Consider the following 16,835-nt stretch of genomic DNA (forward strand, 5'->3'; position numbering starts at 1 on the left):
CTACGGGACGAGGTTGACGAGGGGAACGTGCGGGTCCGCCAGCGCCTCCGTGTCCACCTGAGCCCTGGATCGGATCAGTCCCTGAATCGGCTCTGTGACGTCCCACACGTTGACGTTCATCCCGGCCAGCACACGGCCCTGCTTCACCCAGAAGGCGATGAACTCCCGCTTCCCGGCGTCTCCCCGGATCACCACTTCGTCGTACGAGCCCGGGGGCGCCCAGCCGCTGTACTCCATTCCCAGGTCGTACTGGTCGGAGAAGAAGTAGGGCACCCGGTCGTACGTCACCTGGCGGCCCAGCATCGCTCGCGCCGCCGCCGGGCCGCCGTTGAGCGCGTTGGCCCAGTGCTCGACGCGCAGCCGGTTGCCGAAGAGGGCGTGGTGGAAGGAGGCCACGTCGCCCGCCGCGTAGATGTCCGGGTCGGACGTGCGCAGTTGTTCGTCCACGGAGACACCGCCGCCGTGCGCCCGGTCCGCCAGTTCGAGCCCGGACGCCTCCGCGAGAGCCACGCGCGGGGCCGCGCCGACCGCCGCGAGGACGTCGTGCGCGGGATGCTCCTCGCCGTCGTCGGTACGGGCCGCGAGGACCATGCCGTCCTGCCCGACGATCTCCGTCAGTCTCGCGCCGAAGTGGAAGCGGACGCCCCGCTCGCGGTGCAGCTCGGCGAAGAGGTTGCCGAGCTCGGGGCCGAGAACCGAGTACAGGGGGGTCGACAGGGGCTCGACGACGGTGACCTCGGCGCCGTACTCCCGGGCCGCCGCCGCGACCTCCAGGCCGATCCAGCCGGCGCCGGCGATCACGATGTGGCCGTTGTCCCTGCCCAGGGTGGCCAGGACGCCCTTGAGACGCTCGGCGTGGGCGAGGCGGCGCAGGTGATGGACGCCCGCGAGGTCGGTCCCCGGGATGTCCAGACGGCGCGGCTCCGCGCCCGTCGCCAGCAGCAGCTTGTCGTAGCGGACGACGGTGCCGTCCTCGCCGAAGCGGACCGTCTTCGCCGTACGGTCGATGGCGTCAACGGTCTCGCCGAGGTGCAGCTCGATGTCGTTGCGCGCGTACCAGGCGGGTTCGTGGACGAAGACGCTGTCGCGCTCCTCCTTGCCGAGGAGGTAGCCCTTGGAGAGCGGCGGGCGCTCGTAGGGGTGGTCGCGTTCGTCACAGATCAGTATCACGCGGCCCGTGAAGCCCTCCGTGCGGAGTGTCTCGGCCGCCTTCGCGCCGGCGAGACCTCCTCCGACGATGACAAATGTCTGATCCGCGTCGACCACTTGATGCCTCCTCGTAAGGGTGCCGCCACATGGGAGCGTCCCGCACGGAGTGTGATGGGGGAAGAGGGAGTGGCCCGATCAGGCCACGGAGGGTCACATTCGGTCTCGATTCACGTCACTCCCGTCTCCTTCACACAACTTGTGTCCCGCAAGCATCACAGGTGTCCCGTGAGACGGGCGTGAAGCGAACGGGCGGACGCGTCGGTGAGGGACGCGATCTGGTCGACGATCACCCGCTTGCGCGCCCGGTCGTCCGGCGCGTCGTCGAACAGCGCGCGGAACTGGGGCTCGAGGCCGTCCGGGGCGCGGACGGTGAGCACCTCGGCCAGTTCGGCGACGACGATCCGCTGGTCGGCCCGCAGCCGCTCCTGCTCGGCGCGCTGCATGACGTACCGGTCGGCGACGGCCTTGAGGACCGCGCACTCCAGGCGGGTCTCGTGCGGTACGACGAGTTCGGCGTCGTATCTCGTGAGTCTCCCGGTGCCGTACCGCTCGCGTGTCGCGGCTTCGGCGGACAGGCAGAAACGGCCGATGAGCTGGCTGGTGGCGTCCTTGAGGCGGGCCTGCGCGACGGCCGAGCCGTCGTAGCCGTGCGGCCACCAGGGCTGGTCCTGGAGGCGGTCGAGGGCTTCCGCGAGTTCCGCCGGGTCGGTGTCCGCGGGGACGTACCGGCCGAGGGCCACCTCGAAGACGGCCCGGCGTTCCGGTTCGGCGTGCAGGTAGTTGGGGTCGATGTGGCCCGCGTGCAGGCCGTCCTCGACGTCGTGGACCGAGTAGGCCACGTCGTCGGCCCAGTCCATCACCTGGGCCTCGAAGGTGGTGCGGGTGCCCGGGGCGTCCTTGCGGATCCAGTCGAAGACGGGACGGTCGTCCTCGTAGACGCCGAACTTCCGTGACTGCGCTCCGCGGGGCCAGGGGTACTTGGTGGCGGCGTCGAGGGTGGCTCTGGTGAGGTTCAGTCCCACCGATCCCTCGTCGGTGAAGCGTTTGGGTTCGATGCGGGTCAGGAGCCTCAGGGACTGGGCGTTGCCCTCGAAGCCGCCGCAGTCGTCGGCGAACTCGTTCAGCGCCTGTTCGCCGTTGTGGCCGAACGGGGGGTGGCCGAGGTCGTGGGCCAGACAGGCGGCCTCGACCAGGTCGGGGTCGCAGCCGAGCGCCGCGCCGAGCTCACGGCCGACCTGGGCGCACTCCAGGGAGTGGGTGAGCCGGGTGCGGGGGCTGGCGTCCCAGGCGTGGCTGCGGGTTCCTGGTGTGACGACCTGCGTCTTGCCGGCGAGCCTTCTGAGCGCGGCGGAGTGGAGGATCCGGGCACGGTCGCGCTGGAAGGCGGTGCGGCCGGGGCGTTTGTCGGGTTCTGAGGCCCAGCGTTCGGTTGACTGCAGGTCGTACGGCATGTCTCGACAGTACGGGCAGGGACTGACAATTCGCCGGTAAGTCTGCCGGGTGCCGGGTGCCGGTTATACGGCGAGTGCGGGCAGTTCGTGGCTGGTCGCGCCCCGCGGCGGAGCCGCAAGCTGACACGGCCCCGCGCCCCTGAGGTTGGCCACCTGGTCGTAGCGATGCAGGATCAGGTCGGCCATCGCCGGGTGCGTGCCCAAGGGGGCCGACGCTATCCACGGAGCCTTCTCCGCGCATTGCGTGGCGAACAGGCCCGGGGCCGTGAAGTACGACGCCACCGCCACCCTGTCGCGACCTCGCGCCGCCAGTGCGCGGATCGCCGTGTCGACCGTCGGCGTCGCAGCGGAGGCGTAGGCCGGGACGACCGGGACGCCCAGGCGGTCCGACAGAAGGTGGGCCGTGCGGCGGGTGTCCACGGCCGAGTCGGGGTCGCGGGAGCCTGCCGCCGCGAGGACCACCGCACCGGTACGGCGGGTCTCCTCGTCTGTGCCCCAGCCTGCCTCGATCAGGCGGGCGTGCAGGGTCTCCACGAGCAGCGGGTGCGGGCCCAGCGGGGCGGCCACGCGCGTGCGTGCCGCGGAGGCCGCCGCCATCTCCGGGATGTCGCGCTTCACGTGGTAGCCGCGGCTGAGCAACAGGGGGACCAGGACCGCCTCCGCCGTGCCCAGGGACGCCAGCGTGTCCGGCAGCAGGGGTTCGTTCAGCTCGATGTGTCCCAGGTGCACCGGCAGGCCGGGGCGCTGCTCGCGGACCTGGTCCAGAAGCCTGTGGACCGTGTTCAGGGTGCGCGGGTCGCGGCTGCCGTGGGCCACCAGGACGAGCGCGGGCGGCTCGGGGCGGCGCCTGTCGTCGAGGGAGACGAGGCCGAGCGGGCTGCTGATCCGGTTCATGGAACGATGGTGACGGCCTGAGGTTGCCACCCCGTTTCACGGCAATAACGCGTGCTTTCCGACGGTTCACCATGCGGGGCGTTGCGGTGTGAGGCGGTGTGACCTGCGCATTCTCGTAGGTCAGTGAGGCTGGTCACGCACCGGCGGGCGAACCGATCGGCCTGACGGTACGTCTCTCGTTGTCGAAGGGCCGACCGGGGAAGGACCGTCCATGCGACTGCCGAGGGTGCGCAGACCCCGCCTGCCACGCACGCGTGCCGGGCGGCGCAGGCTCGTGCAGGCCGTGATGGCGGGGTGTGTGCTCGCGCTGCTGCCGTCGACCTGGATGTACGTCGTGACGGGTGACCGGCTGCGGACGACGGCCGACGTGCCGCGCACCGAGGTGGCCGTCGTCTTCGGTGCCGGGCTGTGGGACGGCGAGCCGTCGCCGTATCTCGCCCACCGGCTCGACGCGGCGGCGAAGCTGTACCGGGAGAACCGGATCGAGGTCGTCCTCGTCACCGGCGACAACAGCCGTGAGGACTACGACGAGCCCGACGCCATGCGCGCGTACCTGACCCGCCACGGCGTTCCGGACACGCGGATCGTCAGCGACTACGCCGGTTTCGACACCTGGGACTCCTGCGTCCGTGCCAGGAAGATCTTCGGCGTCCACAAGGCGGTGCTCATCAGCCAGGGGTTTCACATCCGGCGCGCGGTCGCGCTCTGCCAGGCGGCGGGTGTCACGTCGTACGGCATCGGTGTCGACGCCAAGCACGACGCCACCTGGTACTACGGCGGCACCCGGGAGCTCCTCGCGGCGGGCAAGGCGGCCCTGGACGTGGTGGTCCGGCCGGATCCGCGGTTCCTGGGACCGAAGGAGCCGGGTGTTTCGGACGCGCTGGCCTCGGCCCACCGTTGAGGCCGCTGAGGTGACCCGGGAGGCGGGGCGTGGCGCCCCGCCTCCCGGGCCGGCCATCACCTACCGGTGAAGCGCGGAGCGCGTTTCTCCAGGAACGCGGTCATGCCCTCCTTCTGGTCGGCCGTCGCGAACAGGGCATGGAAGACCCGGCGTTCGAAGCGGACGCCGTCGCGCAGGCCGGTCTCCAGGGCCTGGTGCACACACTCACGGGCCGCCCTGACCGCCGTACGCCCGTACGAGGCGATCGTCGCGGCTGCCTCCAGGGCCTCCGGCAGGACCCGGTCGTCCGGTACGACCCGGGAGACGAGACCGCAGCGTCCCGCCTCCCGCGCGTCCATCGTGCGGCCGGTGAGGATCAGGTCCATCGCCTTCGCGTGGCCGACCAGGCGGGTCAGGCGCTGGGTGCCGCCGATGCCCGGGATCACGCCCAGCTTGATCTCCGGCTGTCCGAAGACGGCCGACTCCCCCGCGATGACGAGATCGCACATCATCGCCAGTTCGCACCCTCCACCCAGCGCATGGCCGTTGACGGCGGCGATCTTCGGGGTGCGCAGATCCGCGAACTCCTCCCACGCGGCGAAGTAGTCGTCGGCCGCCATGTCCACGGCCGATTTCCCGGCCATCTCCTTGATGTCGGCTCCCGCCGCGAAGACCCGTTCCGAGCCGGTGACGACGTAACAGCCGACCTCGGGATCCTCGTCCAACGGGCGCAGGGCGTCGAGGAGTTCGGACAGCAACTCGGAGCTGAGCGCGTTGCGGACGTGCGGGCGGTGCAGACGTACGGTCACGACCCCGCCGTGCCGTTCGAGCTTCAGGTTGTTCATCGACATCCCCTTCTAGGAGTCCCAGATCGCGCCGTACGCCGGGATCCCCCGCCGCTCCAGGCCGTGCACCACCTGCCAGGTCAGCCTCTTGTTCGAGATGCAGATGACCGCCTCGGCGCCGAAGTCCCGGTAGGCCTCGTACGCGAGGCGCACCATGTCGGGCTTGCCGCGCCGTGAGGTGTCCCAGACCAGGGCGTGCGGCTGGACGGCGAGGATCTCGTCGACAAGGGCGTCGCCGTAGGTGGTGCGGGGGTCGCGGGTCGCCCAGACCAGGCGGGAGGGGACCTCGGCGGCGAGGAGGTGGGGCAGGCAGGGGCCGATGCCGCTGCCGGTCGCCACGTAGACCACCTTCGTGAACAGGGTCTCGATGTTGGCGACTCCGGCCGTGGTGATGCCCTTCACCCAGACCTTCGCCGGCAGGTCGTCGATGAAGGCGCCCGTCCAGTCGCCGGCCCGGGAGATGGTGAGCCGGAAACCGGGCTCGCCGGGTGCGGGGACGTTGGCGAAGGAGTGCCATTCCCTCAGCGGGCTGCGGCTGATCGCGGTGGAGGAGCCCGCGAAAGGGGTCTCGCCGTGGTCGAAGCGGGCCAGCACGACGTGGGAGGAGGGCCGTTCGAGGCGTACGGCCACCTTGCGCAGCCGTAGCCAGGGCAGCGCCACGCTGAAGGTGACCAGCGCGAGCACCGCCAGTGACGGCGGTCCCGCGGACGACAACAGGGTGTGCGTCCAGAACAGGGCGAGGGCCGTCCAGCCGCCGAAGCGGTGGACCTTCTCGAAGTGGTCGTGGTGGCGGGAGCGGAACGGGGGCAGGGCGGTGGCGATGATGAGCGCGAGGAGGGCCAGCAGGGTCCAACCAACTGCCATCAGGGGGCCGTTGGGTGTCATGACCGTCAGCGCCAGGAACCAGGCCGTCCCGGCCAGTGCTCCGCCGACGTGCAGTCCGCCGAAGTGGTAGACCTTCCCGAGGGTCCAGCGGATCTTCAGCGGCCAGGTCGTCGGGGGCCAAGTGGCCAGCCGGAAGAAGAGGTTGACGACGTACTGCTGGCGGACGATCACGGCGAGGGCGAGGTTGGCCAGCGCCGCGTGGCCGAGGGTCCGCGTCGACAGAGGCCAAGCCGCCCACAGGAAGGCCAGGTTGGCCGCGATCACCAGTCCGGCCAGCCGGTTGTAGTGCATCAGCCGCGGGTGCTTCAGGAGCCGCCTCGCCGCGGAGGTGAGAGGCGGGAGGTGGGTCGTCTCGCGCACGGGCGCGGTCGTCATCGGGCCACCGCCAACCGCTCGTCGGCCATCCGCAGCAGGGCCTGCTTGTCGATCTTGCCGCGGTCGGTCTCCGGTAGGTGTGTCAGGGTCATGACACTCTCGGGCACGCAGTAGTACGGCAACGTCTCCGCCACCGCCCGCCTCGCCACGTCGGGGTCCACGTCCGCCGGGCAGACGAACGACACCAGGGTCCGCGCATCCCGCTTCAGGGTCACCGCGCGGGCGCAGCCCTCGACCGATTCCAGGACCGAGGAGACGGAGTCGAGTTCGACCCGGAAGCCGCGGACCTTGACCTGGTCGTCGGTGCGGCCGAGGTGTTCGAGCTCGCCGTCGGGGGTCCAGCGGCCGAGGTCGCGGGTGCGGAACATTCGGTGGTCGCCGCCGAGAAAGGGGTCGGGGGCATAGCGCTCGGCGTTCAGCGCGGGGTTGTCCAGGTAGCCCGCCGAGACACAGTCGCCGCCCGCCCACATCTCGCCGACCGCCCCGATGGGCAGCGGGCGACGGTCGGCGTCCAGGACGTAGACCGTGTTGTTGGGGGTGGGGCGGCCGATGGTCAGCCGGGGGGCCACCGGGTCGTGGCGGCTCATCGTGTTGACGATGGTCGTCTCGGTCGGGCCGCAGCAGTTGTAGAAGGCGGCCTGGCGGGCCCAGCGGTCGGCGAGGGGGCGCGGGCAGGGCTCTCCGGCGACGGCGACCGTGCGGACGCGCGGGCAGACGGCCGGGTCGATGCCGGACAGGACGGTCGGGGTGGCGATCAGGACGTCGGCCGTACGGGCCGTCGCGGTGATGTCCCGGCCGCGGATGACGAGGGTGCCGCCGTGGGTGAGGCAGCCGAGGATCTCCCAGGCCGCCATGTCGAAGGCCACGTTGAGCAGGTGGGCCACGCGGTCGCCGGGGCGGATGCCGAGGCCGCCCGGTTCGGTGAGAAGGAGGCCCGCGACGTTGCGGTGGGTGACCTTCACGCCGTTGGGGCGGCCGGTGGTGCCGGAGGTGAACAGGACGTAGCAGCCGTCGTCGGGGCGCACGGTCGGCGGGGGCGCGCTCGCCGGCTCGTACGGCAGCGGTTCGTCGAGGGTGATCATGTGAGGGCCCCGCGGGACGCGGGACGCGTGCTCGGCGACGGTCAGGACGATCCGGGTGCGGGCGGTGCGGATCACATGGGCGAGCTGGGCCGGGGGCGCGAGGCCGATGTCCTGGGGGACGTAGGCGGCGCCCGCCTTCAGGATGCCGAGCAGGCCGACGAGCATCGGGATGGAGCGGCGTACGAAGAGTCCGACGTGGTCGCCGGGCCGTACGCCCTCGCGGACCAGACGGGTGGCGAGGGCGTCGGCGTACCGGTCGAGCTCGCCGTAGGTGATCGTCGCGCCCGCGTGCTCGGCGGCCACGGCGTGCGGGGTGGCGGCCGCGCGGCGCTCGACGGCGCGGTGGACGAGCGGGTCGGGGACACAGACGGCGGGACCGTGGCCGTAGACCCGGAAGAGGTGCCGGTCGCGGGGGGCCAAATGGCGCAGAGACATGCTGGGGGAACCTCCTGGCTGGCTTCTCGCATGACGGTTTGCCTGGCGCCAAGCTGGATCCGCGCTCGACTGTAGCCGCGGTTTTTCAACTCTCAACAATGCGTGCTCGGCCAAACACGCAACTGAATGCGCCACATGTGGCGTCTTTCACATCGCAGGCAACTTCCGTCCCGCCCTGCGACGACTCTCAGGTGGGCGAGTATGCGCCTCACCGCTCCTGGGCTCCGATCGGGAGGTCGCCGTCTTGGCCGCGTAACACGGAGCCGTCCTCGGCGTAACACGGCCGAAGCACGCTGAAAGGCATGCAGAACACCGCGACGCCCACGCACTGCCCGTACTGCGCCCTGCAGTGCGGCATGAACCTGACCCCCGCTCCGGACGGGACCGTCGAGGTGAGCGAGCGCGCGGACTTCCCGGTGAACCGGGGGGCGCTGTGCGGCAAGGGCCGTACGGCACCCGCGGTGCTCTCGTCCCGGGTGCGCCTGACCTCCCCGTTGGTGCGCTCCGGGGGCACACTCGTGCCCGCCACCTGGGACGAGGCACTGGACCGGATCGCCGAGGGGCTGTCCCGCACGCGCGCGGAGCATGGCCCGGACGCGTGCGGGGTCTTCGGCGGGGGCGGCCTGACGAACGAGAAGGCGTACACGCTCGGCAAGTTCGCGCGGGTCGTCCTTGGCACCTCGCAGATCGACTACAACGGGCGCTTCTGCATGTCGTCCGCGGCGGCCGGCGGCATGAAGGCCTTCGGACTGGACCGGGGGCTGCCCTTCCCGCTGGAGGACATCCCGAAGTCCGGCTGTGTGATCCTCGTCGGCTCGAACCTCGCCGAGACCATGCCTCCGTCCTTGCGGTTCTTCACCGAACTGAAGGAGAACGGCGGCACGTTGATCGTCATCGACCCCCGCCGCACCAAGACCGCAGAACAGGCCGACCTGCATCTGATGCCCCGGCCGGGGACGGACCTCGCGCTGGCGCTCGGTCTGCTGCACCTGGTCGTCGCCGAGGGGCTGGTCGACGAGGAGTACGTCCGTGAGCGCACGGCCGGCTGGGAGGACGCGCGGGCCGCCGCGATGGCCCACTGGCCGGAGTACGTGGAGCGGATCACCGGGGTTCCGGTGCCGCAGCTCCGGGAGACCGTACGGATGTTCTGCGAGCCCGAGTCCGCGATGGTGCTCACCGCGCGCGGGCCCGAGCAGCAGTCCAAGGGCACCGACACCGTGAGCGCGTGGATCAACCTGTGCCTGGCGACCGGGCGGGCGGGGCGGCCGTTCAGCGGCTACGGCTGTCTGACCGGGCAGGGCAACGGACAGGGCGGGCGCGAACACGGCCAGAAGGCCGACCAGTTGCCCGGCTACCGCAAGCTGGACGACCCGGCGGCACGGGCGCATGTCGCCGAGGTGTGGGGCGTGGACCCCGACTCGCTCCCCGGACCGGGGCGCAGCGCCTACGAGTTGCTCGACGCGCTCGGCACGGACATCAAGTCCCTGCTGCTGATGGGTTCCAACCCGGTGGTGTCGGCACCGCACGCCGCGCACATCGAGGAGCGCATCAAGTCCCTGGACTTCCTCGCCGTCTGTGACGTCGTCCTCTCGGAGACGGCCGCCCTCGCGGACGTGGTCCTGCCGGTCACGCAGTGGGCCGAGGAGACGGGCACGACGACCAACCTGGAAGGGCGGGTGCTGCTGCGCCGACAGGCGATCACACCGCCGGACGGCATCCGCAGCGACCTGGAGGTCATGCACGAACTCGCCGACCGCCTCGGGGTGGAGAAGGGCTTCCCGACCGACCCCGAGGAGGTCTTCGAGGAGCTGCGCCGGGCGAGCGCGGGCGGCCCTGCCGACTACTCCGGGATCACCTACCGGCGGCTGGCGAAGGAGAACGGGGTGTTCTGGCCGTGTCCGACAGAGGACACGGTGGTGCACGCCGGCACCCCGCGCCTCTTCCTGGACCGCTTCGCCACCCCGGACGGCCGGGCCCGCTTCGTCCCCGTCTCGCACCGGGCGATCGCGGAGGAGCCCGACGAGGAGTACCCGGTGCTGCTGACGACCGGCCGGGTCGTGGCGCAGTACCAGTCCGGCGCGCAGACCCGCCGGGTGGACGAGCTGAACGCCGCCGCGCCGGGGCCGTTCGTGGAGCTGCACCCGCGGCTCGCGGAGCGGCTGGGAGCGGCCGAGGGCGACCCGGTCGCCGTGGTCTCGCGGCGCGGGCGGGCCGTGGCACCGGCCCGCATCACGCTCGGCATCCGCCCGGACACCGTCTTCATGCCCTTCCACTGGTACGGCGAGGGCCGCGCCAACACCCTCACCAACCCGGCACTGGACCCGACGTCCCGGATGCCGGAGTTCAAGGCGTGCGCGGTGCGGGTGGAGGCGGTCAAGTCGTAAGGTCTGTGCGGCTGTTGGCTCGCGGGGATGGATACGAGCCGCTGGGGCGTCGCGCTGCGAGCGCGGGGCTGATGCGCCGGGGGCGGACGCCCGGCCGGTGCGCTGGAGCGGACGCCCGGCCGGTAGACCAACGCAGACGCCGAGTACGCCAGGGCGGGTGCCCGAGGGCGGACGTCGAGCCAGTACGCCAGGGCCGGGGCGCCAGGGCGGACGCCCGGCCGGTACGCCAAGGCGGAAGCCCGGCCCATGCGCCAGGGCGGGTGCCTGGAGCGGACGCCGAGCTGGTACGCCAGGGCCGGTGCGTCAGGACAGGTGCGGTCAGGACAGGTGCGCTGGAGCGGAAGCCGAGCCGGTGCGTCAGGGCCGGTGCGTCCGGACAGGTGCGCTGAGGCGGACGCCCAGCCCGTGCACCAGGGCGCGCCGCCCGGGGCAGACGCCCAGCCGGTAGACCAACGCAGACGCCGAGCCGATACGCCAGGGCTGGTGTGCCAGGGCAGACGCCGTGCCGGTGCGCCGGGGCGTGTCCTTCCCGTCGGGGTCGACGGCGACAGCCAAGCTCGGAAGCGGCCCCCTGCGGGACGGTCACTCACACCGCTCGCGCCGCTCAGCGGCGGGACAGCCAGTCGCCGCTCTCGATCAGCTTGCCGCGCGCCCGCAGGCGGGCCGTGACGGAGGGCGCGGCCACGTACACCCACGCGTGCACGGCCGTGCCGTCGGCGGTCCTGGTCACCTCACGCGCGACCCGTTCGTACAGGTTGCGCGGGTCTCCCGGGGTGTACTCCTCCAACTCGTCGAGGGCAACGAGCAGTTCGGCGTAGGCGTCGGCCCGCGGGGTGACGAGTTCCCCCTTGACCTCTCCCCCGGTCTCCTCGACGGCGTACGGATAGCCGGGACCGTCGTAGAGCAGCGCGCCGGTGAGTCGGCCCGGCTCCTCGGAGCGGATACGGCCGCGCAGGAAGAGGTCGTGGTTGGCCTCGCCGGGGCGGAGGGTGCCGTAGACGAAGAACGGGAGTCTCGCAGGGGTCACAGAAACGATTCTCTCCCCTCACAAACCTGCACGTGACGCGGTATGGACACGGCTTGTCATGACCTCTTAAATCTTCGTCAACGTCCGCGCCACCCCCACGCGCCCCGTTGGCGCCTTTCAGAGGAGACCGATGAGTCGGATACGGCCGTACGTCCGAGGTGCCCGTTCCCGCCGTCTCGCCACCGCCGGAGTCGCCGCCACCGCCGCCACCCTGCTGGCCGCCGCCCTCTCCCCCGCCGCCGGTGCGGCCGACAGGCCGACCAGGGCCACCGCGCTCGAGAACGCCGCCTCCGTCCTGGCCGACCGGGCCTCGGCGCTGGGCCTCACCTCCGCCCAGGACACCAAGGTCCGTGACGTGATCGTCGACGCCGACGGCACACAGCACGTCCGCTACGACCGTACCTACCGCCAACTGCCCGTACTGGGCGGCGATTTCGTGGTCCACCTGACTCCGGGCGGGGCGTACAAGAGCTCCTCGCGCGCCACGAAAAGCGCGATATCCCTCTCCAGCGTCACGCCCGTCCTGTCCGCCCCGAAGGCGGCCGACCTCGCGGCGAACGCCCTCAAGGCCGCCAACCTCGGCGAGACGCTGAAGAGACTGACCGCCAAGCCGCAGCTGGTCGTCGACGCCCTGCACGGGGCGCCGAAGCTGGTCTGGCAGACGAACGCCGTCGCACAGGACTCTCTCGGCAACCCGGTGGCGCGGACGGTGCTGACGGACGCGCGGACGGGTGCGCAGATCGACGCGTGGGACAGCATCGAGCAGGCGGCCGGCGACGGCAAGTCGCTGTACAGCGGGACCGTTTCGCTGCAGACGACACAGTCGGGGTCGACGTACCAGCTGAAGGACGCGACCCGCGGGAACACCTACACCGGCGACGCGGCCAACAAGACCGACCTGTGCTTCCTGAACATCTGCATCAGCCGGGCGCCGTCGACCGTGTTCACCGACGCCGACAACCACTGGGGGACGGGGGCGACCGCGGACCGGGCCACGGCGGCGGTGGACGCGCAGTACGGCACCGACGTCACCTGGGACTACTACAAGAACGTCCACGGCAGGAACGGCATCGGCGGGGACGGCAAGGGCTCCTACAACCGCGTCCACTACGGCACGAACTACAACAACGCCTTCTGGGACGACAGTTGCTTCTGCATGACGTACGGCGACGGTGACGGGACGCAGCTCGGTCCGCTGGTGTCGCTGGACGTGGCGGGCCACGAGATGTCCCACGGCGTGACCTCGAAGACGGCGGCGCTGACGTACTCGGGCGAGTCGGGCGGCCTCAACGAGGCGACCTCCGACATCTTCGGCACACTGGTGGAGTTCTACGCGGGCAACGCCTCGGACACCGGCGACTATCTGATCGGCGAGAAGATCGTCCGCTCCGGCTTCGGACGCGACGCCCTGCGCTACATGGACAAGCCCTCCAAGGACGGCAGCTCCGCCGACTCCTGGAGCAGTTCGGTCGGCAACCTCGACGTCCACTACTCCTCCGGCGTCGCGAACCACTTCGCGTATCTGCTGGCGGAGGGCAGCGGCGCCAAGACCGTCAACGGCGTCAGCTACAACTCCCCCACCTCCAACGGCTCCACGGTCACCGGCATCGGCCGCGACAAGCTGGGCGCCATCTGGTACCGGGCACTGACGGTCTACATGACGTCCTCCACGAACTACGCGGGGGCACGGACCGCCACACTGAACGCGGCGAAGGACCTGTACGGCGCGGGCTCCACGGAGTACAACGCGGTGGCGGCGGCCTGGAGCGCGGTGAACGTGAACTGAGAGCTCTTGCGTGTGACACGGCCGCCCCGGGATCCTGGGCGGCCGTACCCGTCGGCTGAGGTGGGCGGTTGAGCGAGGAGGACGGTTGGGCGAGGAGGACGGTTGGGCGAGGACGACCCGCACATCCATGTCGAGGTGAAGGTGGTCCGTGGCGAGGCCGCCGTCCGCAATATGCTCGCGGCCACGTTCGGCCTGGCCGGGGACCTGCCGAGCGTCGTCGCCACCGGGTGCGGACTGCGGGCGCAGTACGCCATGACCTCGCCGCGACCGGACCACGTGACGTGCCTGCCCTGCCGGGAGCACGCCCGGTCGGAGCATCTGCGCTTCGCCGACGAGATCGAGCGTATCGGCCGGCTGCCGGGCTCGTCCGTCACCCCCGCCGAGGCCCAGCAGGTCGCGGCACGGCATCGCGCGCTGGCGGAGGGGTTCTCGGGCCGGGAGGGCTGACGAAAAGCGATGGCATCGGGCGTGGGCGCGCGGTTAGGCTCCACCGCCGATGCCCGCCTCCCTGCCCTGGAGCCGCATGTCCGCCACCACGAAGATGCACGCCGACGAGCTCGACATCGACGCGGCGCTGGTCGAGGGGCTGATCGCGGATCAGTTTCCGGAGTGGGACGGACTTTCCGTGAGCCGGGTCGAGTCCTCCGGGACCGACAACGCGATGTACCGGCTCGGGGACGACTTGGTCGTACGGCTGCCCCGGTTGCCCGGTGGGGCGGGGCAGATCTCCTTGGAACACCTGTGGCTGCCCGGGCTGGCACCGCATCTGCCGCTGGCCGTGCCGGAGCCGTTGGCGCTGGGGGAGCCGGGACGGGGGTACGGGCTTCCGTGGGGCGTGTACCGGTGGCTGGCCGGGGACAACGCCTACGACTCACCGATCCGCGAACACACGGAGGCGGCCGTCGAGTTGGGGCGGTTCCTCGTCGCACTGCGAGAGGTCGACGCCACCGGTGCGCCGACGTCCTTCCGTGGTGGGCCCCTCCCCGGGCGTGACGACTACGCCCGGCTCGCGATCCGTGAACTCGACGCCGACGGAATCCTGGACGCCGACCGCGCGACCCGGCTCTGGGACGAGACCCTCCAACTGCCCCAGTGGGAACGGGAACCCGTCTGGCTCCACGCCGATCTCCTGCCCGGCAACCTGCTCACCGAGGACGGCCGACTCACCGCGGTCATCGACTTCGGCTGCCTCGGGAGCGGGGACCCGGCGGCGGACATGCTGCCGGCGTGGACGCTGTTCGACGGCGAGAGCCGCGAGCTGTTCCGCGCGGCGGCCGAAGTCGACGACGCCACCTGGGAGCGGGGACGCGGCTGGGCCCTGCGCTTCGGGGTGGGCGCGGTGCACTACTACCGGGGCGGGAAGAACCCCGTGCTCGCGGCGGTCGGCATGCGGGCCGTGGAGCAAGCGCTCGCCGCGGCCTAGGCCAGATCCGCCCGGGCCCTGTCCGGCAGACCAGGCCGACGCCTCCGGGGCCGGGGCCCGGCTGGCCCTGCGCTTCGGGGTGGGCGCGGTGCACTACTACCGGGGCGGGAAGAACCCCGTGCTCGCGGCGGTCGGCATGCGGGCCGTGGAGCAAGCGCTCGCCGCGGCCTAGGCCAGATCCGCCCGGGACCTGTCCGGCAGACCAGGCCGACGTCGCTCGCCGGGCGACCGGCGGGGACCGGCGGCGACGCCGTCGGAGCGCCCTCCAGGGGCCCTAGCCGAAGTCCGGAAGCGTGATCGTGCCGTCCTCCGCCAGGGGGAAGCCCGGGTTGTGCGCCACCTCCCAGGCGTGGCCGTCCGGGTCCGTGAAGGCGCTGGAGTAGAAGCCGATCTCGTTCACCGCGGCCGGTTTGGTGATGGTGCCACCCGCCTCCGCCACCTTCGCGAGGAGGGCGTCGACCTCGGACTCCGAACGGACGTTGTGGGCGAGGGCGATACCGCCGAAGCCGTACGCCGGGCCCGGTTCGAGGCCGCAGTCCGCCGCCAGTTTCTCCCGGCTCCACAGGACCAGGCCCAGCCCCCCGGCCTGGAAGAAGACGGTCTCCGCGACCTCCTGGCCCCGCCAGCCCAGAGCCTCGTAGAAGGCCTTGGAACGGGCCAGGTCCGAGACGCCCAGCGTGATCAGGGTGATGCGCTGTTCCATGCCCATCGCCTCACCGTAGCGCCGATACGGCAGCCCGGCGCGACATCCCCGACCGCCCGCCGTTCACCCTCCGTACGGCATGGCGGCCCTCCCCTCCCTCAGCACCCGTCCCCACCACACCAGCTGGTCCAGCATCGTCTTCGCCGCGGCGTCCGGGCCCGACGGATCCTTCGGGCGACCGTCGGCGAAGGAACCCCCGGCGTTGTGGAAGCTCACCGTGTCCCTGACCGTCACCGCGTGGAGTTCGGCGAAGACCTGGCGGAGGTGTTCCACCGCGCGCAGGCCGCCCGAGATGCCGCCGTACGAGACGAGGGCCACCGGTTTGGCCTGCCACTCCGTGAAGTGCCAGTCGATCAGGTTCTTCAGGCCGGCCGGGTACGAGTGGTTGTACTCGGGGGTGAGGACCACGAAGGCGTCCGCCGACGCGAGTTTCGGGGTCACCGAGGCGAGGGCGGCGGTCGCCTCGGGGCTCGGCGCCATGGTCATGGGCAGGTCTGTCTCGGCCACGTCCACGATCTCGGGGACGAGGTCGTCGCGGTCGCGGAGGCGGTCGAGGAGCCAGTCGGCGACGACGGGGCCGAAGCGGCCGTGGCGGTTGCTGCCGATGACCAGGGCGACGTGGAGAGGAGCGGTGTCTGTCTGCATGAGGGACAGCCTGATACCTCGACCAAAGTTGAGGTCAAGCGCGGATCACGGACGACGGGTCACCCGTTCACACGCGCGCCCGGCACTCTTCGGGTTCTCTTCGGCGACCTGCCCGCCGTACGGCGATGACCTGCTGAAACTCCGGCCGGACCGGCCCGGGGCACAGCGATCTGACACCCATTCACCACATTTCTGACGAACTCTCAGGAAGCGGGCTCGGCCCACTGCCACTTACCTCGAAGGCACAGGGATCCCCTCGAGAGCCAGAAGGAGCATCATGCGCCCCACCGCCCGGCTGCTGACCGGCAGCGCGCTCGTCGTCGCCGCGGGTCTCGTCTGTGCGCCCGCGTACGCGGGGGACTCGGACGGTCTCGACGTGTTCCCGTCGTCCGCGGTGCCGGGCGGTCAGGTCACGGTGAACACGGCCGCGTGCGGGGACGGCGGTACCGCGCAGGGGGACGCCAGCGCGGTGGGCGCGGACTCCTTCACGATGGCGCCCAGCACGCACGAGGGTGACGCGATCGGACAGTTCCGGGTGCCGCCGAGCGCGCAGCCGGGGACGTACGAGATCGCCGCGACCTGTGCGGAGGGCGGCCGGCGGGTGACCGGTGACCTGGTGGTCACGCTGACCTCGCAGCGTCAGCAGGTGCATCCCAGAGGAAGTGTGAAGACGGGGGTCGGTGGCGCTCTGGGCCCCGATCCCGTGCAGACCGCGGCCGGTGTGGCGGCTCTCGCCGTCGCCGCCGCGGGCGGTACCTGGCTCCTGCATCGCCGGGCGAGAGGCGACGGGATCTGACGGACACCCTCCGCT

At 71.4% G+C, this 16,835-nt stretch carries 16 protein-coding genes; 6 read left to right on the forward strand and 10 right to left on the reverse strand.

The window, feature by feature from the left end; all coding sequences use genetic code 11:
• The 3 genes from RNB18_RS26050 to RNB18_RS26060 all read right to left on the reverse strand — a co-directional run bounded on the left by RNB18_RS26050 (position 1) and on the right by RNB18_RS26060 (position 3,554).
• Positions 1-1,266, reverse strand: coding sequence for an NAD(P)/FAD-dependent oxidoreductase (locus RNB18_RS26050; RefSeq protein ID WP_311716543.1), 1,266 nt, complete (start codon positions 1,264-1,266; stop codon positions 1-3).
• Between the two features lie 155 nt (positions 1,267-1,421).
• On the reverse strand, positions 1,422-2,660 hold the full coding sequence (locus tag RNB18_RS26055; protein ID WP_311716544.1) for a deoxyguanosinetriphosphate triphosphohydrolase: 1,239 nt from the start codon (positions 2,658-2,660) through the stop codon (positions 1,422-1,424).
• Between the two features lie 63 nt (positions 2,661-2,723).
• Entirely contained in the window at positions 2,724-3,554 is an 831-nt protein-coding gene (locus tag RNB18_RS26060; protein WP_311716545.1) for a sirohydrochlorin chelatase, read from the reverse strand.
• A gap of 211 nt (positions 3,555-3,765) precedes the next feature.
• Here RNB18_RS26060 and RNB18_RS26065 point away from each other — a divergent pair, with 211 nt between their 5' ends.
• Entirely contained in the window at positions 3,766-4,455 is a 690-nt protein-coding gene (locus RNB18_RS26065; protein ID WP_311716546.1) for a SanA/YdcF family protein, read from the forward strand.
• A gap of 56 nt (positions 4,456-4,511) precedes the next feature.
• Here RNB18_RS26065 and RNB18_RS26070 read toward each other — a convergent pair whose 3' ends face one another.
• From RNB18_RS26070 to RNB18_RS26080, 3 genes are read right to left on the reverse strand one after another with little or no spacing between them, the layout of a single operon-like run.
• Positions 4,512-5,279 (reverse strand): enoyl-CoA hydratase-related protein, encoded by a 768-nt coding sequence (locus tag RNB18_RS26070; RefSeq protein ID WP_311716547.1) that lies wholly within the window; start codon positions 5,277-5,279, stop codon positions 4,512-4,514.
• Between the two features lie 12 nt (positions 5,280-5,291).
• Positions 5,292-6,539, reverse strand: a complete 1,248-nt coding sequence (locus RNB18_RS26075) for a ferredoxin reductase domain-containing protein (RefSeq protein ID WP_311716548.1) — start codon at positions 6,537-6,539, stop codon at positions 5,292-5,294.
• Positions 6,536-8,056 (reverse strand): amino acid adenylation domain-containing protein, encoded by a 1,521-nt coding sequence (locus RNB18_RS26080; protein ID WP_311716549.1) that lies wholly within the window; start codon positions 8,054-8,056, stop codon positions 6,536-6,538. Before RNB18_RS26080 ends, RNB18_RS26075 begins: the two co-directional genes overlap by 4 nt.
• Before the next feature lie 302 nt (positions 8,057-8,358).
• Between RNB18_RS26080 and RNB18_RS26085 the strand changes: the two genes are divergently transcribed.
• Positions 8,359-10,440, forward strand: coding sequence for a molybdopterin oxidoreductase family protein (locus RNB18_RS26085; RefSeq protein WP_311716550.1), 2,082 nt, complete (start codon positions 8,359-8,361; stop codon positions 10,438-10,440).
• A 357-nt stretch (positions 10,441-10,797) separates the two neighbouring features.
• Here RNB18_RS26085 and RNB18_RS26090 read toward each other — a convergent pair whose 3' ends face one another.
• Both RNB18_RS26090 and RNB18_RS26095 read right to left on the reverse strand, forming a co-directional pair.
• On the reverse strand, positions 10,798-10,995 hold the full coding sequence (locus RNB18_RS26090) for a hypothetical protein (RefSeq protein ID WP_311716551.1): 198 nt from the start codon (positions 10,993-10,995) through the stop codon (positions 10,798-10,800).
• Between the two features lie 49 nt (positions 10,996-11,044).
• Positions 11,045-11,467: a gamma-glutamylcyclotransferase family protein gene (locus RNB18_RS26095; protein ID WP_311716552.1), complete on the reverse strand. Its 423-nt coding sequence runs from the start codon at positions 11,465-11,467 to the stop codon at positions 11,045-11,047.
• Between the two features lie 130 nt (positions 11,468-11,597).
• On the opposite strand from RNB18_RS26095, the gene RNB18_RS26100 reads away from it, so the two are divergent.
• From RNB18_RS26100 to RNB18_RS26110, 3 genes are all read left to right on the forward strand, one after another.
• Entirely contained in the window at positions 11,598-13,253 is a 1,656-nt protein-coding gene (locus tag RNB18_RS26100) for a M4 family metallopeptidase (RefSeq protein WP_311716553.1), read from the forward strand.
• Between the two features lie 102 nt (positions 13,254-13,355).
• Entirely contained in the window at positions 13,356-13,700 is a 345-nt protein-coding gene (locus tag RNB18_RS26105; protein ID WP_311716554.1) for a hypothetical protein, read from the forward strand.
• 76 nt (positions 13,701-13,776) lie between these two features.
• A complete protein-coding gene (locus RNB18_RS26110) occupies positions 13,777-14,676 on the forward strand; it encodes an aminoglycoside phosphotransferase family protein (RefSeq protein WP_311716555.1) in 900 nt (299 codons plus the stop codon).
• A 274-nt stretch (positions 14,677-14,950) separates the two neighbouring features.
• Here the strand turns inward: RNB18_RS26110 and RNB18_RS26115 are convergent, their stop codons facing one another.
• Positions 14,951-15,379 carry a VOC family protein gene (locus tag RNB18_RS26115; protein WP_311716716.1) on the reverse strand — a complete coding sequence of 143 codons (429 nt, stop codon included), beginning with the start codon at positions 15,377-15,379 and terminating at the stop codon, positions 14,951-14,953.
• A 63-nt stretch (positions 15,380-15,442) separates the two neighbouring features.
• Positions 15,443-16,024: an NADPH-dependent FMN reductase gene (locus RNB18_RS26120; protein WP_311716556.1), complete on the reverse strand. Its 582-nt coding sequence runs from the start codon at positions 16,022-16,024 to the stop codon at positions 15,443-15,445.
• Between the two features lie 277 nt (positions 16,025-16,301).
• On the opposite strand from RNB18_RS26120, the gene RNB18_RS26125 reads away from it, so the two are divergent.
• The gene (locus RNB18_RS26125; RefSeq protein WP_311716557.1) at positions 16,302-16,820 is read left to right on the forward strand and encodes a hypothetical protein; all 519 of its coding nucleotides are present in this window, start codon (positions 16,302-16,304) and stop codon (positions 16,818-16,820) included.
• Positions 16,821-16,835: the final 15 nt, after the last annotated feature.

The organism is Streptomyces doebereineriae (assembly GCF_031845645.1).
Lineage (GTDB): Bacteria > Actinomycetota > Actinomycetes > Streptomycetales > Streptomycetaceae > Streptomyces > Streptomyces canus.